Source organism: Nostoc sp., from assembly GCF_054880495.1.
The window spans coordinates 39,055-59,150 of record NZ_JBTYKD010000175.1 but is presented as its reverse complement, the minus strand read 5'-3'; the positions used below and the strand labels follow the sequence as shown (position 1 = coordinate 59,150).

Sequence of the window (20,096 nt, the reverse complement as noted above, 5' to 3'; positions counted from 1 at the left end):
GCAATTAATACTGACTGCGGTTAAAACCGCACGAGCCGTTTCCCTCTCTTTCTCTAAAGCCGCTGAGTTTCCCACATCCCGCGAGGTTCTATGAAATGAGCGATCGCACGAATATGCGACGCAAGAAAGTCGGTACCACCATTACAAATCCGTCGCTTGTCTCATCATCGACCCCAACATTGGCGAATTCCAACCATAGTTTGATTTCGCAAGTAAATACTGCTTTGCCAGAACCATCGGTTCAGGCGTTGTCAAACCAGCAAGATACTCAGTCTAACAATGAGCAGTTGCCGGAGGAAGAAGCTTTCAAACAGGAGCCACTGGGACACGATATTAGTCGGATTTCATTGCGCCCGCAGTCGAAACTTTCAACAGGTCAATCGAGCGATCCTTCTGAGCCGGAGGCAAATTGGGTAGTCGATCGCATCATGCGGATGCCAGAGCCAGGAAATTTTGCGGATCAGATTCCCGAAACGCGATTTAGAGGTCACGATTTCAGTCAGCCATCTTCTGTCTCTCAATCGCAGGGTCACGATCTTAGAAAGATTTCGATGTTGCCCGTGCGAGCCAAGCTCACGGTGAGTCAATCTGGCGATCCATACGAACAGGAAGCAGATTGGGTTGCGAATGAAGTGATGCGAATGCAAATTCCAGAGTCAAATGAGGCTGTGGCAATGCGATCGCTCAGAGACACGATTCACCGTAAGTGTGCGGTTTGTGAAGAGGAATATCTCGTTCAACCGAAATCGATGCTACAGCGATCGGGCGATGGTAATTTGCAAGCAGAAAACGAACTTGAGAGTCGGCTGAATAGTAGCCAGGGTGGGGGAAGCCCGTTACCGGATGAGGTGCGGAGCTTCATGGAGCCGCGCTTTGGGGCTGACTTTAGCCAGGTGCGGGTGCATACGGGCAGTGAAGCTGTGCAGATGAATCAGGATGTGAATGCTCAGGCGTTTACCCGTGGTAGTGATATTTACTATGGGGGTGGGAAGTCTCCGGGGAACAATGATTTAACGGCGCATGAGTTAACTCATGTGGTACAGCAGACAGGAGCAGTACAGCAAAAGCCTGGTGGAACCCAAGCAGAACCTGTCCCGAAATCAACCGAAATTGATTCTCAGACAGCCAATCCGGAGAATTCACAAAATGTAGAGCGTATTGTCAACCAAATTGTTAATGCCCTACAGGCTGATCCTGGAGATCAATCTGGGCGAATCAAGCAATTGTTTGCTCGTCTTAATGCATCTACTCGTCAGGCAGTTCTTACTCAACTTCAGGCTCGCTTAACACCTGAACAACAGCATAGTTTACAAACGATTCTGTCTAAACCCAGTCCTACTCAAACAGAGTTACCGTCTGAACAGATGGCACCCCATGAGCAGAGCACTTTAGACGATCAGCATCAGCGGAATGTAGGCTCATCTCAAAATACTGAGCAAAAACCCGAAAATCAAGTCCCTACGGATTCATCTCAAACTCCTTCAGCAAGCGGTCAAGAGAGAAAACCTGGGTCGAAGACATCTGATACACCAGAGCGTCAAAAAGCTGCCAGTGATCAGGCATCATCCTCTAGTCCTGGTAAGAGTGGAGCAAGTGTTACAGCTGAACAGGCTAATTCTCAACAGGCGACTATTTCTAAAAGCGGAAGTCGTCAAGGTTCGGCGCAAAAAGACACTTCTACCTCTCATCAGGGAGAAGGGCAAGCTGCTACAGCTAAAATTGGATCTGCCTCTTCTAAGGGGAATGCCTCTTTAGCTCAAGCAGGTACTCAGGCGACTTCGTCTGAGGCTCGATCAGGTTCTAGCTCATCTGTAAGTCAGCCATCTGGTCAAGGAGTGTCCAGATCTAGCGCGGTTAATCAAGGCAGAAGTCCGAACCAGTCAGCCACGGCTGCTCAACCTCTACAAAGTCCAGAAGTTCAGGTGCCGTCAGCTCGATCGCAAAATACCCAAGCCTTACTGGAACAGGTTGCGACAACAGCCAATAGCGCACGACAGCGGTTTACTGAGCGCATTACCCAGGGAACAGAGGCGATCGCCGCTAGTATTCAACAGCAGCAAGCAGCTCTGACTGCAGCTGGGGAACAGCAAACTGGGGCAATTCAAGCGCTCTTTGCCAATGCCCGTGCCCAAGTCGGAGAGATTATCATCAGTGCCCAAGCTCAGCTTCAGACTGAAGCTACTTCCCACTTAGCTAACTTAGAACAGGGACATACTGCGACACTGGGGCAAGTAGAAACAGCCTTTGCTTCTGGACAGGAGCGGGTCCAGAAGCTTGGGAATACCTACGCCGAGCGATCGTTACAAACTGCTGATGAGTCTGCCCAACAGGTGCAAACTCGGATTCAGGGAATGGCACAAGAATCCCGATCCATTGGTCAAGAGAAGGCACAGGTCGGTGGCAGCACTCCAGAAGTTGCTCAAGCAAAAGCCAAAGTAGCTAACGAGATTGCCTCAGACACTGCAACCAAGATTACAAGTGGTGTGTCTGATGCGATGAGGGATCTGCAAGCAACAGGGCCAGAAACTGCTCGTGGTTTCAGAGAACAGGGTCAGGAAGCTGCTCGTCAGGTAGGTGCAGGTCAGGCTGAGGTTGTGAACCAGTTGAATACTGCTAACCAACAGACGAGTGCTGGGATTCAACAGGCAGTCACCCAAGGCAGTCAGGCACTTGGAAATCTAAGCAGCCAATTGACTGAACAATTAGCCTCTTTAGAACAAACCATTCAGAATCAATTACAGACTGAGATCGCCCAGAAGAATCAGGAAATTGCGGCGGCAGGACAACAGGCGATTACAACTTTCCAGGAGCAGGGACAACAGGCGATCGCTGCCGGTGATGAGCATTTAGCTCAATTCAATCAGCAGCTTGCTGGCATGGATATTGATCCTGCGCTTGCTGCCCAGGTTACTGGAGAAATTGTCGGTCAAGTGAATGGAGCTTACGACAATCTCATTGCCACGACTGATGGAGCCTTCCAGCAGGCGGATAGCGCCCTTACCCAAGCTGGAACAGAGGTGATGACTGCGATCAATGGCATCTCTACGAATGCTGCTGGGCAAATTCAAACGTTCCTGGGACAGGCGCAAGGGCAGGTGACTCAGCAAGTCAGTACTATCTCTGGTCAGCTTGGCACGACGGTTAGTCAAGCGAATACTGCAAGCAGCGGTATGGTTAGCCAGGTAACTAGTAGCCTGGATGGGCAACTGGGACAGATTGATAGTGCTTTCGGACAAGGGCTAGAGCAATATCGAGGTGCTCTGAATGAGCACGTTACGTCTGCAGAGGGGCAAGCTCGTGAGCCAAGAGAAAGCTTGCCAGGGCGAGTTGAGCAAGGACAGCAAAAGGTTGAAGAAAGGGCAAAAAGATCCTGGATTGAAAACCAATGGAACGACCTTGTGGGAATGTTCAGTTGGGAGCTGTTGGCAGGTTTGGTCGTTGGATTATTAGTCGGTGTATTTATAATCGTGACATTTGGAACAGGCGCTGCTGTTTTGATAATAGCAGGAGCAATAGCTGGGGCTGTTGGGGCATTAGCAGCTACCGTCGTCGGAAATTATCGTGGAGGGAAGCAAGGTTGGGCACTTTTTGATGGTGCTCTTAACAATATCATTTGGGGAGCATTCGGTGGAGCCGTTGGTGCCGCTGCTCTTGTGTTTCTAGGAGGAGTTGCTGTAGGCATGGGACTTGGTGCAGGTGCAACGCTGGCTCTGCTTACAGTTGGTGCTTCTGTTGTGGCAGGAATTGTCACTGTCATAGATAACGTTGCTCACGATCGCCCTTGGGATAAGAACCTTGTTGCCAATATGCTCCTTGCCGGAGTTCTAACCTGGATTGGTGGCAAAATTGCAGGTCATGCTGGAGAGAAGCCACCGGGAACAGAACCACCGGGAACAGAACCACCGGGAACAGAACCGCCTGGAGAGGAACCCCCTGGTTGCTTCGTAGCAAGAACAAAAGTCCTTACGCCAAAAGGAGAAAAGAATATTGAATCCATTGTGGTAGGAGATGAAGTTTGGTCTTTAACGCCTTCATTAGAAGAGGAAAGGACTCAATTTGTTGAGTTTACCTTTATTCGTAGCGTAACTACTGTTGTAGATATTCAAATTGGTGAGACAACTATTACCTGTAGCCCAGAACATCCATTTTGGGTGCCTCAGCAAGGCTGGCTCAAAGCAAAAGAATTGCAAGTTGGCTCAACTTTGTTCTCATTGCGTCAGGGGAATGTAACAGTAGAGCATATTCAGATACGCACAGGTACATTCACTGTTTACAACATTGAAGTCAATGGTTTGCACAACTACTGCGTCTCGCCCCTTGGCATTCTTGTACATAACAAAGCAATGCGCTGGAATCTACAAGATCGTGCAGCGGCTCTCAGAGGAAAGGTAAACGAATTAATTGAGCAAGCGAGTAGCCTACCAGATGAGGCACCAGGCAAAGCAGACTTATTGCGTCAGGCACAAGAGCTTGAACCAGAAGCTAGTAGATTATCGCGTCTTGCAGAAGAATCAGGATCCCCAGAAGCTCTAGAGCCTTCTCGGAGCGCAATTGAAAATCTTGAAGAACGCATTGGCAACTTAGAGAATCAACTTGACATTCAAGGAATTCCTAATGAGGTTCCAGGACTGCAAGCTGAGGCTGACGCACTCCTAAGACGTGCTAAGAGCGAGATACCAATAGAAGTGCCTGAGCGATGGCTAATCATCCAGAAAATTGGTCAGCTACAACAGGATATCGCCGATCTACGGACACTCATTGATGAAGGACTTGCGGATAAATCTGTCGCTGATGAATATTGGCGCTTAAGGGGGGATCTGGCAGATCTGGAACGGAAAGTTGCTACACGGATTCCGGTTACACCTGCTGCCGATCTATGGCAGCAACGGTTAGATAATGCTGAATGGAGTCCTGCAGGTTACAAGCATATGGAAGCCCGCTCAGAAGCTCAAGCTCGTGAGATGACTACACCTACAGATAGAAAGTCAAATCCGGCTAGTCAATACTTGCCCAATGTTAACAATCAGGCTTTGGAGCTTGAAGCTCTTCGGAATGGAGAAGTGATTAAAGGTGACAAAACACAGCCGGAAGGTACAGTTCATGTGAGATACGATGCTGGGAGGGTTATTGGATATGATGGAGGAGAACCAGTTACTACAATGCGTGCAGAGATCTCAGGCAAAACATACCATGGTCATCCAAGAAATTTTTAATTATGACAAAGCCGCTACCTCCCCTTTACCCCCTGTGCATTCCTCCTGAGTGGGCTGTGCAAACTCACGAGCTAAGGACAATCTATCCGCAAACGTTAGCTACCAGCGACTCAGATTGGGAATTGCTTGGAGAGGATCTCTTACAGGTCAAGCACAAAGACACTGGGGTTATCCTGGATGTTGGTTGGTATCCTGAAGCATCGCCGACAGGTCATTTCAAGTTAGTGGTTATTAATGGAACAGATTGGGCTAATCCTCTAGTTCAATTTCGGTCTCGTTCACTTGATGAGATTGCAGCATGCATTGAGGAGAACCTTACAAACCCATCTCTGTTGGAGCATTTGCCAAGTATAGCTGAGCCAACCCTTGTTGACTTAGTTGCCGTTTTGGAACAAGATCCCGATGAAAACAGGGTAATACAGGCTATCAGATTACTTTTGGAGCAGGATCATAAAATTGTTGTTCCATTACTGATGGCACGACTTACGGATCCGCAAGCAAAAGTCCGCTATGCCCTGGTGGATGCATTGAGACGAATTGGTGATCCAGCTACTGGCGCAGAACTTTTTGAACGATTTCTCCTTCCTGAACCTGATCTAGATACTCGTCGGCTTCTTCTTCGCACTCTTGGTGCTGTTAAGCATAGGCCTGCAATTCCTATATTGATAGACTGGCTGAAAAACCCTGACCCTCAGCAGCGAGCTGCTGCCGCTTCATCTCTTAATATGTTGAATGCTATAGAGGCTCTACCTGCTGTCACTGATGCCTATGCCATTGAACGGAATCGTCAGGTACGGGATGAAATGCGTACAGTACTTTACAAGCTTGCACAATTAGTAACTATAACTAACGAGCGTAGTGATCGTAGAAATAATCCTGAAATAAATTCCTCATACTAAAGTATTAGCCACTATAGCAATATCTATTATCAAGCTAGATCTGTACTATAAATTTAGGACTATGAAAACTTCAGATCGATCTTCTCTTTGGCGTAATTCCGATCAAAGAAAATATTTCCTTATTCCTGACGATCAGGAGTTGGAAAATGGCAATTGTACGATTTGCCAACTGAAGGGAATTGAAAAACATGTTGATCCAGCAGCGATCGCCCCCTACGAAATTTCAGCCAAAGATGCTGAACCCTACATGCAGCAGGAAGTGACTCAGGCAATGGAGCAAATTTCTAGCCTGTTTTCCAACGTTGTGGCAATTGCACTGCAAAGCAGCAAAGGGAATACTGCGGATGCTGCAAAAACTGCTGATCCGAATCAACCTGCTGCCAGCTTATTGTCTAACCTGTTGGGTGTTTCATTAGAGGAGTTTTGTGGAAATCCTGAAGTTGCCCAAGAGGGTTTGCAAAGCTTCGTGACCGAAGTGGCAACAGCAATGCAGAGTGGTGTTAGTCAGAACCCCGATCGCACCCAAGTCATTCAAACGAGTATGGATGCAGTACTAGAAACGCTTCAGTCTCGTGGATTGAATATCCCTGACCTCAATACTAACGAACTGATCACAGAGTTTTCCAAACTTATTTCAGACCTCCCTAACGAACTCCGAAATGCATTCTCCAAAAACTCTGCTAATTTTGAAACTGCCACAACCCAATTGAAAGAAGCCGCTCTCCAGATTGATCAATCCTTCTCAACGCTTTCTCAAACCTTGGCCCAAAGCCTGACCAAATTACAAAATTTGGCAAGTAAGTCTGAGTAAGCCAAGTACGATCGCCCCCAATACTGTTCGGATAAGTTCTCATTAGCTTTGGGTGGCAAACTGAATAACGCATTCTTTCGTTAGATCGCGTGGGTTGGGTTGAGGTATAAAACCCAACGTCCACGGGCTTTGATAATGCGATCGCCAATTTTGTAGTGCGATCACTCATGTTGCTCAATGGTAGGGGTGGAGGGGCGATCGCTCTTTAACCTTTCAGGATCGCGACATTCAGAGGGCGATCGGTTACTTAATCCCTTCAATCAGAGCGATATCCTTTTTGAGCAAATCATTAATCATCTCAGTCAGGTCAACCCCTTTCATCTCTGCCTGTTTAGCAAAGTACTCCAATACTTCTTCGTCTAGATAGATTGGAATATTAAACTTTGCATTGGGATGATAAAACTTGCCGCGCTCTGCCTTAGAAAAATCGTATTCTGACTGCATCATCATTCCCCTTCATATTGACGAATCTCGTTTTTAGTGGCTTTTCGCGCCGAAATAATTCGTATGTCAACGCGATCGCCCTGCTGCACAAATGTGTGAATCACTACCAAATATTGACCATTCGGTAGCTGTCCCAAAGTTGTCCAACGCTCCTCATCTAAACTGTGTTCTTCATCAAAAAGAGTAAGTGCCATCGAATCTTTAAAGACTTGACTGGCTTGTTGAAAGCTCACACCATGCTTGGACTGATTACTCCGCGCTTTACTTGAGTCCCATTCAAAATTATACTTCACCTCTAAACACCCCAATTCAAGTAGCCATAGGCAAAGACCGACTACTGGCAATATCTATGCTATCTTCCCATGAACCCAGTGCGATCGCTCATGTTGCTCAACGGTAGGGATGGAAGGGGGTTAGCGCAGCTCTTTGAAGGAATCGCTGTGGTTCTAAATCCAACGGTTTCAGGTTTAAAGGGCAAGCTTCTTGAAAGGGCGATCGTTCTCTCATTTTGCTCGAATGATTGAGTTCAAAGCTCGCCGTAGGTTGGGTTGAGGCAACGAAACCCAACGAGCAACAACCCTCGCTAACTGCATGGGTTACGCTACCGCTAACCCATCCTATCCCTGCTATCTCAGCTCGCCCGTAGTGCGATCGCATTATGGTTTTGGAAGTGCGATCACTCAACATCTTGCAGTGCGATCGCCGATCTTGTAGGGTGCGTTCCTTTAGCCAAACGTCTTGATGGGAACGCACCATCCCAAGTGAACAACAGTGCGATCGCTCGTGGGGAGGGCAAATGCTGAGAAGGGGCAACTCTCCGATGGAGATGATATGCCAACACTTTATCATGAGTAATGGTCTAGCGATCGCGTAAACAGTGCGATCGCTCTAATCGAAACGCCTCATCCTCTAACCGACGCCAGTTAGATCAGCTTCACGTCCCATAGAATTCCTTAAATAAACAAGCTAGGTGATACTTTGAACATATCTCCCAACACCTTAGCCTGAGCCTTGCTAATCGATCGTTTACCATTCACAATTTCTGAAACCACTCCACTCGAACCGAGTTTGCCGACCAAATCGACCTGGCGCATCCCGCTAGATTCCATAATATGTTGTAAAACCTCATGGGGAGTAGAGATCGGCATGGCATAGTGTTGAGCTTCATAAGCTTCAATCAATATCACCAATAACTGATAGAGCGTGCGTTCTTCGGGAGTTTTGCTTTGATTGAACGTCAATCGCTCAACAATTGCTAATAGCCGATCATATTCTGCTTCCGTCTCGATCGCTTTAGGTGCGATTTCAGCCAGCAAGTTACTGTAAGTTACAGGGTTAAAATCAAAAGTAAGGGTCATTTTTCCACCTATCCTTGTCGTATTCTGTGTGAGTTAACAAGTACTTGAAGTAAACCGTTTGATCTTCATAGTCAATTCCCACAATTAGCCGATAATCATTGCCTTTGATGTTAAAAACAATAAAATTACCAACAGCATCAGCATCTCGATAAATCTGGCGGATATCCTGCTATATAAATCCTAGACAAGTCTAGACATTTACTTCTTACTTCACGGGGAGCATGGGAGCGGTTATCCCTCAGTAAGCTTTCACGATGAAGCCAACCGTGATAAATTAATTGCCGCGTTCAAATCCCTGTTTATCGAATGACCACAACTTCCACGCTTAACAGTTGGAACGCGAGCTTGTTCGTAAGCTCAACGTCATATTGGGTGAGATTGCTGACGCACAGCTTTAATTTCAGCCATGATGTTATCGTCTGTAATGTCATCAACAGGAGGTTGGGCATAAAGTTCTTGAATTACAGCCGTCAAATCTGAGCGTAAATCGACTTGAATCAAGGCTCTAGCAACCTGCGCCCGCTCGTCTGGTTGCAACTGTTGCACACCCATAATCAGTTGTTCCAGGGTGATAGGAATCGATACCATGTCAGTAGCCATCATTCAGTTTCTTAAATTGTAGTGCGCCAATCTTGTAGCGCGATGCCCAAGGCTTTGTCTAAAGCCTTATCGCTGGGGAGTTGTGGGAATGCTGCTGCGAAGTCTGTCTTTGACATTGTGGTTGAAAAGGGAGGAGGGCGATCGTATCCGATTCATAAGGTGCGATCGCACAGCTTAAGGGAGTTATGGCTTTTTGGGAAGTTGCGGGAGTGCGAAGCTTGCGCGAGGTAAGTCGTTCGCTTTTTACAGTTTAGGAAAGAAGTGCGATCGCACAGCTTAAGGCGAATTATTACCAATTCACAACTGTCAAACTTGTTACTTTTGTTAATTCCCAGTCAGATGTTACTAAACTAGCTCCAGCTTGAAGTGCAGTGGAAGCTTTACCCGATATTGCAAACGAATTTGAATAATCTGTTCGATTAATAAATTATTAGTGGCTAGCAAATTAATTACTTCCACACGTTTGAGGAATTCCTCAAATAGCTGGCGATCGTCTTCGTTCAAGCCAGAAAATGCCAAAAATTCAATTTGGCTAATGATGGAAATTCCTACCCAGTCGGCATTTTGTAATAATGTAACTAACTTTGTAGAACCTTTTAATAAGGCGACAATGGCATTTGTGTCAAGTAGATACCGTTTACCACTCATCCCGCAACATCCTCTGGGTAGCGACTGCATCACCCTCCCAGCTTAAACGTCCTGCCAAATCGGAAAAATCGTAGGATTTTGTCTGAGGTGTATCTGGGATGCTTGGGTTTAAGACAATAACTACATCAACAGCACCAGATGATAATTCTGTTGGTATATCAAGGTGTAAATTTCCTGACGCATCAATAATTGTTGCTAGCTTTAAAACTTTCATATTCTGAAATTTTGTTTATATTTATCCTAGATCATAAATTTTAAAATTTTTGCGATCGCTATTTTGTAATTTTGGGGTAGAGTGCGATCGACTGATATATTGATGCTGCTCGAAAATTAAGCATTCCCTCAGATTCATGTGGAATTCTGTAGATTGAAGCACAAAGTTATCATCGTGTTTTTGGGTTTTAAGAAGTAGCCAAAAATCAATCCACTTGAGTCATAATATAAGCAATCGTCATCATTCAAAGTTCTATGGATGTCACTAAAACGATTGCTACTCAAGTAGCACTGCCAATAGATTTGTATCAGGCGATCGTCCAACAGGCACAGGCACATGGGCATTCTGTAAGTACTGAGATTGTAGCACTGCTGGCTCCAATACTTGGGCACAATTCCACAGAACTAGCTCAAGATTTTGCTGATTGGGAAGCAGCAAGTGATGAAGATTGGCTAAATATGGAATTAACATTGGCATCTGGAGAGAATTAGATGGCAAGAGGGGATTAGTTTGCCCGATTCAGATAAGCGAGAAGAGAAGGGCAACCGTCCAGCGATCGCAGTGCAAACAGACATAGCAACTTCTCCTATGTTGATGATTATTCCGGTTACATCTTCCTTGGGGGCATTGCGGTTCCCTTTTGTAGTAAGGATTGAGCCATCAGAACACAATGGCTTGACCTTACCATCGGTAGCAATGATATTCCAAATGCGGGCAATTGACCCAAAGCGCGTTATTCAGAAAATTGGTGAGTTAGAACCGCTATATTTGACGCAAGTTGATGCAGAAATTTGGCGAATGTTGAAGCCACCAGAAGCCGAAGAGTAAGCCAATTTTGTAGCGACTGTCTTGGAAGTCAAGCGATGTTCTATAGGAGCCTCTACGCGATCGCTTTTTGGCATTTGGAGAGTGCGATCGTATCCGATTCATAAGGTGCGATCGCGCTCATTGACAAGTTGCGATAGGATTCAAAAATTATAGATATACAGCCTATGAGCGCGATCGCCTGATATTATGCAACAAGTAGATATTACCAACACATCCGTTACCATAAATCAACTGCTTAACCAAGTTAAAAATGGCGAAGAAATAGTGATTATTAGTCATGGTAAACCCGTCGCTCGGTTGTCATCAATCTCACATACCCCTCAACCTTTAGCATCTCGCCATAAACTGAGAGCTACCCAACCTCAAACATTAACTACTAATCTAGAAATCATCCAAAGTTTACGCCAAGAGGCAAGATATTGATCTACCTAGATACAAGCTTTCTCGCAGCCGAATTTATCCAGCAATGGGAAACTGGATTGAGAGCAGGAGATGCGCTACATTTAGCCATTGCTAGCAATCGTAGCGTAGAAAATCTTCTCTCACTTGATCGTGGACTTATTGATGCTGCTCGAAAATTAAGTATTACCTCAGATTCTGGTGGACTTCTGTAGATTGAAGCACAAAGTTATCATCGCGTTTTTGGGTTTTAAGAAGTCCGATTTTTAGGGATTTGGAGAGTGCGCTAGCCTAGCTGAACGGAGTTATCGCTTGTTGTGGTTGTGAGGATTATGTTAGCGCAGCTTACCGTAGGCATCGCCTTTGCTGTTATAAATAGCGATCGCTCATCGTTTGAGTTGAGGTACGATGCTGGGTGTTGTTGAAAGATGCGATCGCTAAAGCAACCTTTTCAATATAGAGTGCGATCGCCTTTGCTGTTCTAAATGGCGATCGCTCATCGTTTGAGTTCAGGTGGGTAGTTTACCGCCGCAGGCATCGCTGCCATTGTTGAGAGGGGCGATCACGGTGGGAAAGGGAGAAGGGCGATCGCTTTTTGGTGTTTTGGAGGAGTGGGATCGCGCTCATGCATCAATAATTGTTGCTAACTTTAAAACTTTCATATTCTGAAATTTTGTTTATATTTATCCTAGAACTCAAATTCAGGAGATGTTGGAACACTACGAAACACGAGGTGGTATAGAAGCAATAGAACATCACAACAAACTGCTTCAGAAGTATGGGTTACAGCGCACTGAAGAAATGCTGTGGAACTACAATATTTACCTTAAAGTCCATCACTTTTTATAGTTTTGCTGTTCGCGCAGCTTAGGAATAAGAATTAAATAACATGCAATTTATGTCTCTGGTTTACCTCACCCTCAATCCCTCTCCTTATAAAGGAGAGGGAAGCTAGAGACAGGATTAAGTTTTGCATCTTATTTAATCCACGTTCCTTAACGAAGTTATCGCTGTTTTTGGCGGTTTAGGGAAAAAGTGCGTTAGCGCAGCTTACCGTAGGTATCGCCTTTGCTGTTCGTAAATGGCGATCGCTCATCCTTGGAATTCAGGTGCGATTAGAGAGATTAGCGCAGGTGATCGCTTTTGAAAGGAAATATAGGACGATCGCTGATTGCATTTTGGCGTTTGGCGAGGAGTGCGATCATAATTTTTGGTAAATTTGTTTTATAACGCACTGGGCGATCGCGCTACGGTGTATCAGACGAAGTAAGTAGAGCGGCGTGAATAATTCAAGGTTTGTAGCAAGGACTTTAGTCCTAATTTGAGGGCTGTTGGCGTTGGCGTTGGCGTTGGCGTTGGCGTTGGCGTTGGCGTTGGCGAAGCCTCTCGTAGAGAAGCCTCTCGTAGAGAAGCCTCTCGTAGAGAAGCCTCTCGTAGAGAAGCGTTCCCGCAGGGTAGCCCTCTCTGCGAGACGCTACGCGAACACTACAAACACATCTCAATATTTTTTACATTACTTAATCTACTTTGATTTATTCTCACCTACTTACTTAGATTCTGATTCATGATTAGCTGATGACAGAAATTCCTATCTAGTCAGCGTTTTGGTGTTTTGAAATGGGGTAGGATTAGCTCCATTGGTAAGGCGATCGCGTATTTTCTCACCACTGTCCAGAAATATCTTCCTGTTGTAAACCAATAAACTGTCTCCGCTTCCAAGCATATTGCAAAATATTAATCCCTAACTCCTGTCCTGTGCGAATAGTTGTTCGGGGTAAACTGAAGCTGCTATCAAGTCCCCAAATAGATGCAATATCGCCAATTACTAAAATTATTCCACTACCTGTTAAAATTTGAATTGGTTGTTGATTAACCATTGGTAAGGCAGCAAATAAAAACGGTTTTGTTCTTAAAGGATGATCACGTCGCTGTTCTTCTAAGGGTCGTAAAGGTGATTCTAAATGCTGCGCTAAAGCGTTGATACTTTCAATGAGCGCATTTCCATCTAAAGGCGCATCAACTAATAAGACACCACCTAAATTTAAATAAGTTTTAATATTTTCAAATTCAGTGCTATTAAGAGTTAATGATTGCTTCCCTGTTAAATAAAGTAAGTCATATTCTTGGAGATTTTCGCTCAAGTTAACTTGGCCAACTTCTTCACCTCCCCGTAATGATGGATGTAAGGATTCTACAGATTGTAATAAGTAAGCAAGATTAAAAAAACTTCGAGCACATTCTTTATCGTCATTATTCACCTGTGCCATCCGAACAAGCGCTTGAGGTCGAGATTGTGCTTGAACTCGATAGCGTAAATCTATATTGTTATAACCAGGAAAAAAAACATCAACGGGTGGAGTAATTGTTACCTCTCCTGATTGTAATAGAATTCGACATAATTCAATTTCTGAACTGGTTGGTAAAGTGCTTTTTTCATCAATGCGGAATGTTTCTTGGACAACATCTTTTGGGGCAGAACGCCGCAATTCATCGGGGTCTACATAACTGGCAACTAAATACACCAGTACAGCATCTGAACCATGTAATTCTGTGGCAATATGAAAAGGAAAAGCTTCAGGAACAACAATTAAGTTCCCAAATAAATCTATCGCTATTCCTGGTTGAATTTGCACCCAACGATTATCCTGAAATTGAGCTTCTACTTTTTTGGGTGCCGATATGACTCGTATCCCTAAACCGCAAACAATCCCTGGTTGATTTAAAGATTGATAATGGGCATTTTGTCGCAAGCGATGATAGTCATGTGCTTTACGCCAGCGAATAGCATTTATTAATAGCCCGTCCGCAGCTTGCAGACGTTCAAAAGGTGTAATTGGTGGTGTGGGGAAAGGGTGAGACATAGGGATTTTAGATTTTATATTTCGGATTTTGGATTATTTTTTAATCCCCTATTTTCGATTTATTTAAGAAGCTGGTGAAGTAGATATCTAGTAATTATGAATTATTAATCAAGAGTTCATAAGTGCAGAATGCTGGTTTTTCCTGGTCAATAATACGTCTCACTAATTGCTCGTTAATAGTATTTATCTGGTCGGGACGCAAGCGAACTACAAAATGAAAAGCTTGTCCTCCTCCTAATACTACTTCTCCTATTTTTGCATCTCCAATCACAAAACTGTCACCAAAAGGTTCTGTAATACCAATATGTTTATCTGCTTCATTTGGTATATGTTCATCTAGAGGTAAACCTGTATATAAATGCAAATAAAGACGTAAACCTTTACGAGTACCTCGCCAACGATATATTTCTACGGCACGACGAATTAAACGCCGTTGTTGGCGTAAATTCCACACAGATTCTACAGGCCATGCTACCCAATGAGCTAAAAATGGTAGCAAAGCCCGTGGCGCTGTTAAAGGGTCGAGATTTGCCCACATCACACCATAGCTATCTATGACTGGTTGATAAGCCTGTTCAAATATCTTCATAAAGCGACCGATAAAGTCTACTTCCCGATACAAAACTGGCAGAAAATCCATGTATGCAGACCAGGGACGTATATATAAATTAAAATCTGCTTCTTTAATTTGTTCTTGTTCGCTATTTCTATCTGTATATGCAACTACTCGACAGTTAGTAAAATTGAGTCGCAACTGTTCTTGTTTTTCAGGGATGATTGCTGCTTGATTTTCAAAATATGTACTGGGAACTTGAAAGTAAAGTACGGCATCCATTTGCCCGCCTGGTCGAATTTCTCTACCTTCTGTACCACCTACCCAACACCATTCGCTAGGGAAATCCCCCTCAACCATCAATTCAAGTTGCAAGTTACGTTGGCTCAAGTTTTTGATTTGAACCATCAACTCGCTGGGTTCGCCAGGTTGTAAAAGTAAGCTAGTACCAGTAATTTCATCAATGTTTTCTTGGTTAGCGAATGAGAAACCTGCTGATGGAACTGCTTCAGGGATTCGCATCGGGGTTAATTGCAGGCTAATTGTAGGTGTAGTGCGAATTTGAACCATGATGGGAGTTAGTTTGAGGGGTATCCTGACCTGATAGAGAAGTTAGATAATATTAATTACATGGCTGGAACGGAGGCGATTATCGGACCAAGAGCAGATTAAACCCAAAGATCCAGGGTCTATAACTGGTTCTGGTGATGGTTGACGAGTCCACCTCCCGTCTTGCTTACGTAATGCAAATAACAAAACTGTTCCGAGATAATACACACCAGAGATTTTTTGCAGCAGGGCGATGATATCTGATGTGTAGACAGGTCTGCCAAAAGGCCAGCCTTTACCATCAATCCCACCAGTTAAGGGATTGAGATATCTATACAATGCGACTCGCAGATTCATTAAAATTTCTTGCCGAGCGAGGGGATTATTATATGCTGGCTCTAAAGCAACTTCTGCTTGGACGGAAACACCAACAAATTCTGCTTCTTGAAGTTGTAATTGCACTCCTAATATTCGCCTTTCGTCTAGGTAACTTAAAACGCGATCGCGTAGTGCTGGTTGTAGGGTAAATAAATCTGGGGAGATCCCATCACCTTGAGCGATCGCATCTGTATTCGCTTGGGGAACAAGGATTAAACGCACTGTTCCCGCACCACTCATGGAATTTGCGGGTAAGCAACGAACTCTAGCAATTGCACCTTCACCAGCTTTTTGTGCCAAAACCTCAAAGTCTTCGCTAGTAATGGCGCGATCGCGGGTGCGTAAAATCTGCGGTGCTTTCAACACAGCTTGTTCTAGGGATTGAGCATCTGCGCCATTTGTTGCAGCTTGATGATTAGTTACACGCTCAATGTATGGTACAGCTGCTTTGAGAAACCTCAGAGTATCTTTTTGGACATTGCCTTGGCGACCACCACCTGTACGATAAGCCAGCATCTTGATTTCAGCACCCCGTGGTGGAAGGCCTCCATATTGGTATTCTAGTCCTTGTAGCTCGGTGTCACGGATTTGCACCTGGGTATCTTCTGGCGTAGGTTGTTGAATTTTGCCACGGACGCGGGTTTTTGTGCGTAGTTGATCAGGCTCACGAATCAGGGGGCCAAATTGAACTATTCCAGTCAGGGAATCAATGGTGTAATGCAGGTCTTCTGGTTGGGAATCGGCAAAATCTGAAACTTCTTGCCAAGTTTGTGGTAAACCACCAGGGGGAGTCACAACAATATACTCATTTTCTCGTCTAGCTAGAATTGGAGTTCCTTGAATTTCAAAGGTTTGACCAGGTTTTCCATCACTAATTCCCAAGCGTTCGTTTTCCACAAGAGAACTTTGGCTGGCTCTGACTGTACCACCAAGCGATCGCACTCCTAACCCTGTAATGCGTGGAGAACTACCGAATGGTGATTGATTTCCTTCTGGAACAGTAAAAAAACAGCGCAACCAGCGACCGCTATACCTGGTGAAACTCTGGACGGGAAATCTTTCTGGTAAATGCAGAATCACCTCTGATCCTTGGGTTGGATTACCTCCTTGTTGAGCAATTTCATAAAAGCTAAAACCCCGCGTTGCATCATCTGTTGGTTGTAATAATACAGATTGCCATTGTTCTCCATCCCAAGCTTCCCAACGTCGCGGGGGATTATTTGGGTTAATTCCCGTTGGTGTTGCTGACGCACCTTGGAAAGAAATAGCTAAAACATTTCCATCTATTGGGTCTTCTGGTTCTAAAACAAGGTAGAAACAGTTCCTTGGTTGGGGAGTATCTTCAAAAAGTGCTTGTTCCCTACCTGACCACACACCTGTAGGACTACAAGTCCATTGGTTAGTAAAGCGATCGCGTAAAGCATTTGGTGAATCTTCTGCGGTCTGTGCGGTTAAAAAGTGACGCAGTTGAGGCTTACCAATAATTAAGGGGCGATCGGTACTAAAAACGATGGCTTCTGTAGTTTCGGTTCGTAAAGTCGCAACTTCCACCCCAGCTGCTATTCTGTAGGTTTCCGGTAAATCGGTGCTGAGATAAAAAGTTAAATCAGTTTGTGCTGGTGCTGGGGGTTGCAGACGAATACCCAACAACTCTAAGAATGCCACATAATTTTTGCGAGGAACTTGGTTAAACCGTAGTAGCATCTGGTCAGTTAACCAAGCAAATACCTCAATAAAAGTAATTCCAGGGTCGCTGAGATTGTGATCAGTCCACTCTGGACAGTAGCGGGGAATGCGTTGGATGCATTCTTCGACCAAATCATCAAAAGCGCGATCGTCCAGATTTGAATTAGGTAATTTTGTTAAAAAGTCAAATTCCACAGCAGTACCGATTTTAGATTTTAGATTGGGGCGTAGGGAATAGGGAAAATCAATAAATTCTTAACTCAATACTCAACACTCGTAACTTATTCCGGCGTTGCTGAAGCTAAATAATATGGATAAACAAAGCTGTGAATATCAGGTTGGTCTTTGAGACAATAATAAATAATGATATCCAGTCTGCCTTCTTCACCCTTCATGGAATATGAATTACTGACGCTTTTATCAATACCTTGTACGGGGTAGGGTTCAATTATGATCTTTTCGATAGTAATTCGCGGTTCCCAAACTTCTAATGCCTCTAAAACATAAAGACGAGTCAGCATAAGGGTTTCGCTATTCATTGGGGCAAAAGCTAGTTCTGCCAAACGCGAACCAAAATTTGGACGATACACCCGTTCACCAATTCCTGTACGTAGAATAATCCACATAGATTGCTCTACTTTTTGTACATCTGAAGATAGCTGTAAACCTCCTTGCAAACTCGATCGCATCGGGAAAGCCCAACCAGTTCCTAAATAGTCTCGTTCTTGACTATCAATTGCATCTGGCATTGTTACAGCCCTCATTTAAATTCAAAATTACAGTCTAGTGTAGGTACTTCACCTTATTTAAGATATCGAGACTGGAGATATAAAAATATTCGCCAAAGGTCTAATAATTTTAGATTAGTTCAGGCAATTGAGTTAGACGGGATGAAGAAGAGTGAAGCGGAGGATAGTTTTTCAAATCAGTCGAAATACAATCAACCTTTGGCTTCAAGGGCAATGCTGACGCGCAGCGCAATGCGATCGCATTTAGCAGTCATACCGATCGCTCTTTTCCCTTTCCAACCGCGATCGCCCTCCTTCCAAAAACCCAAAAGCGATCACACTCAGCAGTCATAATGCGCTCGCACCTCAAGCAGTTTTTCGTTGTGGAGAAGAGACAAAATCGCTTGAGAATTCCAGGTCATAAATAGCGATCGCCTCTTCAAGAGTGGAATAAAGGGAGGATCGTTGATCGGGAGATTCTTCGATGAAGAGTTCTAAAAATTGTTTGTCTAGTGCTTTGATCTGGTTTTCGTTCAGGGGAAGGTGGTAATAATCAGCACTTTGTACACAAAACTGTCCATTATTAAGGCGTTGGAAACAGCGATAACGGATAGCGGCTGCGTCATCTAGTCTTTTCCAAATGTCGATCGCTTTAAACATAGCTTGCTAGGAGATAGGTTTCCATCGACCTGACTCAATGCGCTTTTGGGTATTGGCTCTTGAGTTTTTGAACTGAGTAATTTGCTGGTTGGTTGCTGGATCAACGATGACCACTCGATCACTCTTTAGATATACATAATAACCAGTTTCAGCATCTTGGAATAGCCGACCTTCTCTGACAACTCGATTGACAGACATCGCCCACTTGCCGAGTCACCGTACCGTCTTGGGCTTCTTGCGACCTCTGCTCTGCATGGGGTGTTTTACCTTCAATTTCCTTGCGCTCCGTTGGACTCACACATTACGATCGCGCTCTAAATTTCTGCTCATTCTAGCAAGCGATCGCCCCTTCCACCCTAACCGAATCGCGATCGCATCGGCAACCTGTAACGCAATCGCCTCTCCCATCTATCCCACCCTACAAAATTGGCGATGGCGACGCCCGCCGTAGGCATCGCACTTTGGTAGAATAGAAGAGTTAAACACTCGCTAAATGGGGTTATGCCAGAGGTTGCACGGTTTTATGGAATTGTCATCAAGGTGTTCTTTGGTGATCGTCCGCCACCTCATTTTCATGCAATTTATGGTGAGTATAATGCGTTAATCAGCATTGAGTCACTTGAGATCATTGAGGGGGATTTACCAAGTCGGGCACAAAAATTAGTTCTGGAGTGGGCAACGTTATACCAGCAAGATTTGCTACAAATGTGGAATACCCAGGAGTTCCGTAAGCTACCTCCTTTGAAGTAAATTTAGGTTAGGAGCAGTATGAAGTATCCCCGAATTCATCAAGCTAAAGCGATCGACGATACGATTCTAGTGATTGAATTTACCAATCAAGAAATTAAAAAATACGACGTTCGTCATCTTCTAGAGACTCCTATGTTTGCTCCACTTCGACAGCCTACTTTTTTCAAGAATTTTAAGATTGAGCCAGGGGGCTACGGGATTGTCTGGAATTCAGATATCGATATTAGCGAGTATGAGCTATGGAAAAATGGTGTGTCGTTGACGGAGAGTGAAGCATTGGCAGGCGATCGCATCCCGCACTCATAGCGTGATCGCCCTCCAATGCTTCTCCATTGGAATCGCCCATCTTTCTGTTCACCCGCGATCGCCCAATACTTCCCATCAAAAGCGATCGCACTACAAGATCGACGATCGCCCTATCAAAGCCTAACCCAACTTACGCGATCAGCGATCGCACTCACACATGACGATCGCGCTCTAAATTTCTGCTCATTCTAGCAAGCGATCGCCCCTTCCC

29 protein-coding genes and 2 pseudogenes are annotated in these 20,096 nt (G+C 44.7%); 15 read left to right on the top strand and 16 right to left on the bottom strand.

What is annotated here, in order from left to right:
- Positions 1 to 95 precede the first annotated feature (95 nt).
- The 3 genes from ACYTXL_RS17355 (at position 96) to ACYTXL_RS17345 (ending at position 6,923) form a co-directional block, all read left to right on the top strand.
- Positions 96 to 5,213, top strand: coding sequence for an eCIS core domain-containing protein (locus ACYTXL_RS17355; RefSeq protein WP_461925817.1), 5,118 nt, complete (start codon positions 96 to 98; stop codon positions 5,211 to 5,213).
- A gap of 2 nt (positions 5,214 to 5,215) precedes the next feature.
- Positions 5,216 to 6,112, top strand: a complete 897-nt coding sequence (locus ACYTXL_RS17350; protein ID WP_461925816.1) for a HEAT repeat domain-containing protein — start codon at positions 5,216 to 5,218, stop codon at positions 6,110 to 6,112.
- A gap of 61 nt (positions 6,113 to 6,173) precedes the next feature.
- Positions 6,174 to 6,923, top strand: a complete 750-nt coding sequence (locus tag ACYTXL_RS17345; RefSeq protein ID WP_461925815.1) for a hypothetical protein — start codon at positions 6,174 to 6,176, stop codon at positions 6,921 to 6,923.
- 243 nt (positions 6,924 to 7,166) lie between these two features.
- Here ACYTXL_RS17345 and ACYTXL_RS17340 read toward each other — a convergent pair whose 3' ends face one another.
- Complete coding sequence (locus tag ACYTXL_RS17340; RefSeq protein ID WP_461925814.1) at positions 7,167 to 7,373, bottom strand: hypothetical protein; 207 nt, start codon at positions 7,371 to 7,373, stop codon at positions 7,167 to 7,169.
- On the bottom strand, positions 7,370 to 7,600 hold the full coding sequence (locus tag ACYTXL_RS17335; RefSeq protein WP_461925813.1) for a BrnT family toxin: 231 nt from the start codon (positions 7,598 to 7,600) through the stop codon (positions 7,370 to 7,372). The genes ACYTXL_RS17340 and ACYTXL_RS17335 overlap by 4 nt, the downstream gene beginning before the upstream one ends.
- Positions 7,601 to 7,632: 32 nt before the next feature.
- Between ACYTXL_RS17335 and ACYTXL_RS17330 the strand changes: the two genes are divergently transcribed.
- Complete coding sequence (locus ACYTXL_RS17330) at positions 7,633 to 7,767, top strand: hypothetical protein (protein ID WP_461925812.1); 135 nt, start codon at positions 7,633 to 7,635, stop codon at positions 7,765 to 7,767.
- Here the strand turns inward: ACYTXL_RS17330 and ACYTXL_RS17325 are convergent.
- The 4 genes and pseudogenes from ACYTXL_RS17325 to ACYTXL_RS17310 all read right to left on the bottom strand — a co-directional run bounded on the left by ACYTXL_RS17325 (position 7,758) and on the right by ACYTXL_RS17310 (position 9,328).
- Positions 7,758 to 8,216 (bottom strand): hypothetical protein, encoded by a 459-nt coding sequence (locus ACYTXL_RS17325; protein ID WP_461925811.1) that lies wholly within the window; start codon positions 8,214 to 8,216, stop codon positions 7,758 to 7,760. The two genes, ACYTXL_RS17330 and ACYTXL_RS17325, sit on opposite strands and share 10 nt — an antisense overlap.
- A 104-nt stretch (positions 8,217 to 8,320) precedes the next feature.
- Complete coding sequence (locus tag ACYTXL_RS17320; protein ID WP_461925810.1) at positions 8,321 to 8,725, bottom strand: helix-turn-helix domain-containing protein; 405 nt, start codon at positions 8,723 to 8,725, stop codon at positions 8,321 to 8,323.
- A pseudogene (locus ACYTXL_RS17315) lies at positions 8,709 to 8,894 on the bottom strand (type II toxin-antitoxin system HigB family toxin); the annotation flags it as partial. The pseudogene ACYTXL_RS17315 and the gene ACYTXL_RS17320, both read right to left, overlap by 17 nt.
- A gap of 194 nt (positions 8,895 to 9,088) precedes the next feature.
- Positions 9,089 to 9,328 carry a hypothetical protein gene (locus tag ACYTXL_RS17310; RefSeq protein WP_461925809.1) on the bottom strand — a complete coding sequence of 80 codons (240 nt, stop codon included), beginning with the start codon at positions 9,326 to 9,328 and terminating at the stop codon, positions 9,089 to 9,091.
- Between the two features lie 39 nt (positions 9,329 to 9,367).
- Here ACYTXL_RS17310 and ACYTXL_RS17305 point away from each other — a divergent pair, with 39 nt between their 5' ends.
- The gene (locus tag ACYTXL_RS17305; protein ID WP_461925808.1) at positions 9,368 to 9,556 is read left to right on the top strand and encodes a hypothetical protein; all 189 of its coding nucleotides are present in this window, start codon (positions 9,368 to 9,370) and stop codon (positions 9,554 to 9,556) included.
- A gap of 114 nt (positions 9,557 to 9,670) precedes the next feature.
- Here the strand turns inward: ACYTXL_RS17305 and ACYTXL_RS17300 are convergent, their stop codons facing one another.
- Genes ACYTXL_RS17300 through ACYTXL_RS17290 form a run of 3 tightly spaced genes read right to left on the bottom strand, consistent with a single transcriptional unit; the run spans position 9,671 to position 10,349 of the window.
- Positions 9,671 to 9,973 (bottom strand): PIN domain-containing protein, encoded by a 303-nt coding sequence (locus tag ACYTXL_RS17300; RefSeq protein WP_461925807.1) that lies wholly within the window; start codon positions 9,971 to 9,973, stop codon positions 9,671 to 9,673.
- Complete coding sequence (locus ACYTXL_RS17295; protein ID WP_461925806.1) at positions 9,963 to 10,187, bottom strand: hypothetical protein; 225 nt, start codon at positions 10,185 to 10,187, stop codon at positions 9,963 to 9,965. Before ACYTXL_RS17295 ends, ACYTXL_RS17300 begins: the two co-directional genes overlap by 11 nt.
- Positions 10,188 to 10,208: 21 nt before the next feature.
- The gene (locus ACYTXL_RS17290; protein WP_461925805.1) at positions 10,209 to 10,349 is read right to left on the bottom strand and encodes a hypothetical protein; all 141 of its coding nucleotides are present in this window, start codon (positions 10,347 to 10,349) and stop codon (positions 10,209 to 10,211) included.
- A 92-nt stretch (positions 10,350 to 10,441) separates the two neighbouring features.
- Here ACYTXL_RS17290 and ACYTXL_RS17285 point away from each other — a divergent pair, with 92 nt between their 5' ends.
- From ACYTXL_RS17285 to ACYTXL_RS17260, 6 genes are all read left to right on the top strand, one after another.
- Entirely contained in the window at positions 10,442 to 10,678 is a 237-nt protein-coding gene (locus ACYTXL_RS17285) for a hypothetical protein (RefSeq protein ID WP_461925804.1), read from the top strand.
- A 19-nt stretch (positions 10,679 to 10,697) separates the two neighbouring features.
- On the top strand, positions 10,698 to 11,015 hold the full coding sequence (locus tag ACYTXL_RS17280; RefSeq protein WP_461925803.1) for a type II toxin-antitoxin system PemK/MazF family toxin: 318 nt from the start codon (positions 10,698 to 10,700) through the stop codon (positions 11,013 to 11,015).
- A 186-nt stretch (positions 11,016 to 11,201) separates the two neighbouring features.
- The gene (locus ACYTXL_RS17275) at positions 11,202 to 11,438 is read left to right on the top strand and encodes a type II toxin-antitoxin system Phd/YefM family antitoxin (protein ID WP_461925802.1); all 237 of its coding nucleotides are present in this window, start codon (positions 11,202 to 11,204) and stop codon (positions 11,436 to 11,438) included.
- Positions 11,435 to 11,629 carry a PIN domain-containing protein gene (locus tag ACYTXL_RS17270; RefSeq protein ID WP_461925801.1) on the top strand — a complete coding sequence of 65 codons (195 nt, stop codon included), beginning with the start codon at positions 11,435 to 11,437 and terminating at the stop codon, positions 11,627 to 11,629. Before ACYTXL_RS17275 ends, ACYTXL_RS17270 begins: the two co-directional genes overlap by 4 nt.
- 298 nt (positions 11,630 to 11,927) lie before the next feature.
- Positions 11,928 to 12,083, top strand: a complete 156-nt coding sequence (locus ACYTXL_RS17265; protein WP_461925800.1) for a hypothetical protein — start codon at positions 11,928 to 11,930, stop codon at positions 12,081 to 12,083.
- A gap of 39 nt (positions 12,084 to 12,122) precedes the next feature.
- The gene (locus ACYTXL_RS17260) at positions 12,123 to 12,263 is read left to right on the top strand and encodes a hypothetical protein (RefSeq protein ID WP_461925799.1); all 141 of its coding nucleotides are present in this window, start codon (positions 12,123 to 12,125) and stop codon (positions 12,261 to 12,263) included.
- Between the two features lie 408 nt (positions 12,264 to 12,671).
- Here the strand turns inward: ACYTXL_RS17260 and ACYTXL_RS17255 are convergent.
- From ACYTXL_RS17255 to ACYTXL_RS17235, 5 genes and pseudogenes are all read right to left on the bottom strand, one after another.
- Positions 12,672 to 12,830 (bottom strand): annotated as a pseudogene (locus ACYTXL_RS17255) (hypothetical protein); the annotation flags it as partial.
- Positions 12,831 to 13,075: 245 nt separating this feature from the next.
- Positions 13,076 to 14,275, bottom strand: a complete 1,200-nt coding sequence (locus tag ACYTXL_RS17250) for a DUF4159 domain-containing protein (protein ID WP_461925798.1) — start codon at positions 14,273 to 14,275, stop codon at positions 13,076 to 13,078.
- A gap of 94 nt (positions 14,276 to 14,369) precedes the next feature.
- Positions 14,370 to 15,398: a phage tail protein gene (locus ACYTXL_RS17245; RefSeq protein ID WP_461925797.1), complete on the bottom strand. Its 1,029-nt coding sequence runs from the start codon at positions 15,396 to 15,398 to the stop codon at positions 14,370 to 14,372.
- A 42-nt stretch (positions 15,399 to 15,440) separates the two neighbouring features.
- Positions 15,441 to 17,636 carry a putative baseplate assembly protein gene (locus ACYTXL_RS17240; protein ID WP_461925796.1) on the bottom strand — a complete coding sequence of 732 codons (2,196 nt, stop codon included), beginning with the start codon at positions 17,634 to 17,636 and terminating at the stop codon, positions 15,441 to 15,443.
- A gap of 86 nt (positions 17,637 to 17,722) precedes the next feature.
- Positions 17,723 to 18,190 carry a GPW/gp25 family protein gene (locus ACYTXL_RS17235; RefSeq protein WP_461925795.1) on the bottom strand — a complete coding sequence of 156 codons (468 nt, stop codon included), beginning with the start codon at positions 18,188 to 18,190 and terminating at the stop codon, positions 17,723 to 17,725.
- A gap of 141 nt (positions 18,191 to 18,331) precedes the next feature.
- Here ACYTXL_RS17235 and ACYTXL_RS17230 point away from each other — a divergent pair, with 141 nt between their 5' ends.
- Entirely contained in the window at positions 18,332 to 18,523 is a 192-nt protein-coding gene (locus ACYTXL_RS17230) for a hypothetical protein (RefSeq protein ID WP_461925794.1), read from the top strand.
- Positions 18,524 to 18,535: 12 nt separating this feature from the next.
- On the opposite strand, the gene ACYTXL_RS17225 is transcribed toward ACYTXL_RS17230, so the two are convergent.
- Together ACYTXL_RS17225 and ACYTXL_RS17220 are read right to left on the bottom strand one after the other, a co-directional pair.
- On the bottom strand, positions 18,536 to 18,829 hold the full coding sequence (locus ACYTXL_RS17225) for a hypothetical protein (protein WP_461925793.1): 294 nt from the start codon (positions 18,827 to 18,829) through the stop codon (positions 18,536 to 18,538).
- A gap of 6 nt (positions 18,830 to 18,835) precedes the next feature.
- The gene (locus ACYTXL_RS17220; RefSeq protein ID WP_461925792.1) at positions 18,836 to 19,027 is read right to left on the bottom strand and encodes a hypothetical protein; all 192 of its coding nucleotides are present in this window, start codon (positions 19,025 to 19,027) and stop codon (positions 18,836 to 18,838) included.
- Positions 19,028 to 19,330: 303 nt separating this feature from the next.
- Between ACYTXL_RS17220 and ACYTXL_RS17215 the strand changes: the two genes are divergently transcribed.
- The 3 genes from ACYTXL_RS17215 to ACYTXL_RS17205 are packed head-to-tail and all read left to right on the top strand — an operon-like array spanning position 19,331 to position 20,077.
- Positions 19,331 to 19,579 (top strand): DUF4160 domain-containing protein, encoded by a 249-nt coding sequence (locus ACYTXL_RS17215; protein ID WP_461925791.1) that lies wholly within the window; start codon positions 19,331 to 19,333, stop codon positions 19,577 to 19,579.
- Positions 19,580 to 19,597: 18 nt separating this feature from the next.
- Complete coding sequence (locus tag ACYTXL_RS17210; protein WP_461925790.1) at positions 19,598 to 19,885, top strand: DUF2442 domain-containing protein; 288 nt, start codon at positions 19,598 to 19,600, stop codon at positions 19,883 to 19,885.
- 15 nt (positions 19,886 to 19,900) lie between these two features.
- A complete protein-coding gene (locus tag ACYTXL_RS17205; RefSeq protein WP_461925789.1) occupies positions 19,901 to 20,077 on the top strand; it encodes a hypothetical protein in 177 nt (58 codons plus the stop codon).
- Positions 20,078 to 20,096: the final 19 nt, after the last annotated feature.

Coding starts and splice junctions, on each gene's coding strand:
- ACYTXL_RS17355 (WP_461925817.1), top strand. CDS start 96: ATGAGCGATCGCACGAATATGCGACGCAAGAAAGTCGGTACCACCATT.
- ACYTXL_RS17350 (WP_461925816.1), top strand. CDS start 5,216: ATGACAAAGCCGCTACCTCCCCTTTACCCCCTGTGCATTCCTCCTGAG.
- ACYTXL_RS17345 (WP_461925815.1), top strand. CDS start 6,174: ATGAAAACTTCAGATCGATCTTCTCTTTGGCGTAATTCCGATCAAAGA.
- ACYTXL_RS17340 (WP_461925814.1), bottom strand. CDS start 7,373: ATGATGATGCAGTCAGAATACGATTTTTCTAAGGCAGAGCGCGGCAAG.
- ACYTXL_RS17325 (WP_461925811.1), bottom strand. CDS start 8,216: ATGATAAAGTGTTGGCATATCATCTCCATCGGAGAGTTGCCCCTTCTC.
- ACYTXL_RS17320 (WP_461925810.1), bottom strand. CDS start 8,725: ATGACCCTTACTTTTGATTTTAACCCTGTAACTTACAGTAACTTGCTG.
- ACYTXL_RS17310 (WP_461925809.1), bottom strand. CDS start 9,328: ATGATGGCTACTGACATGGTATCGATTCCTATCACCCTGGAACAACTG.
- ACYTXL_RS17305 (WP_461925808.1), top strand. CDS start 9,368: ATGCCCAAGGCTTTGTCTAAAGCCTTATCGCTGGGGAGTTGTGGGAAT.
- ACYTXL_RS17300 (WP_461925807.1), bottom strand. CDS start 9,973: ATGAGTGGTAAACGGTATCTACTTGACACAAATGCCATTGTCGCCTTA.
- ACYTXL_RS17295 (WP_461925806.1), bottom strand. CDS start 10,187: ATGAAAGTTTTAAAGCTAGCAACAATTATTGATGCGTCAGGAAATTTA.
- ACYTXL_RS17285 (WP_461925804.1), top strand. CDS start 10,442: ATGGATGTCACTAAAACGATTGCTACTCAAGTAGCACTGCCAATAGAT.
- ACYTXL_RS17275 (WP_461925802.1), top strand. CDS start 11,202: ATGCAACAAGTAGATATTACCAACACATCCGTTACCATAAATCAACTG.
- ACYTXL_RS17260 (WP_461925799.1), top strand. CDS start 12,123: ATGTTGGAACACTACGAAACACGAGGTGGTATAGAAGCAATAGAACAT.
- ACYTXL_RS17250 (WP_461925798.1), bottom strand. CDS start 14,275: ATGTCTCACCCTTTCCCCACACCACCAATTACACCTTTTGAACGTCTG.
- ACYTXL_RS17245 (WP_461925797.1), bottom strand. CDS start 15,398: ATGGTTCAAATTCGCACTACACCTACAATTAGCCTGCAATTAACCCCG.
- ACYTXL_RS17235 (WP_461925795.1), bottom strand. CDS start 18,190: ATGCCAGATGCAATTGATAGTCAAGAACGAGACTATTTAGGAACTGGT.
- ACYTXL_RS17230 (WP_461925794.1), top strand. CDS start 18,332: ATGAAGAAGAGTGAAGCGGAGGATAGTTTTTCAAATCAGTCGAAATAC.
- ACYTXL_RS17225 (WP_461925793.1), bottom strand. CDS start 18,829: ATGTTTAAAGCGATCGACATTTGGAAAAGACTAGATGACGCAGCCGCT.
- ACYTXL_RS17220 (WP_461925792.1), bottom strand. CDS start 19,027: ATGTCTGTCAATCGAGTTGTCAGAGAAGGTCGGCTATTCCAAGATGCT.
- ACYTXL_RS17215 (WP_461925791.1), top strand. CDS start 19,331: ATGCCAGAGGTTGCACGGTTTTATGGAATTGTCATCAAGGTGTTCTTT.
- ACYTXL_RS17210 (WP_461925790.1), top strand. CDS start 19,598: ATGAAGTATCCCCGAATTCATCAAGCTAAAGCGATCGACGATACGATT.
- ACYTXL_RS17205 (WP_461925789.1), top strand. CDS start 19,901: ATGCTTCTCCATTGGAATCGCCCATCTTTCTGTTCACCCGCGATCGCC.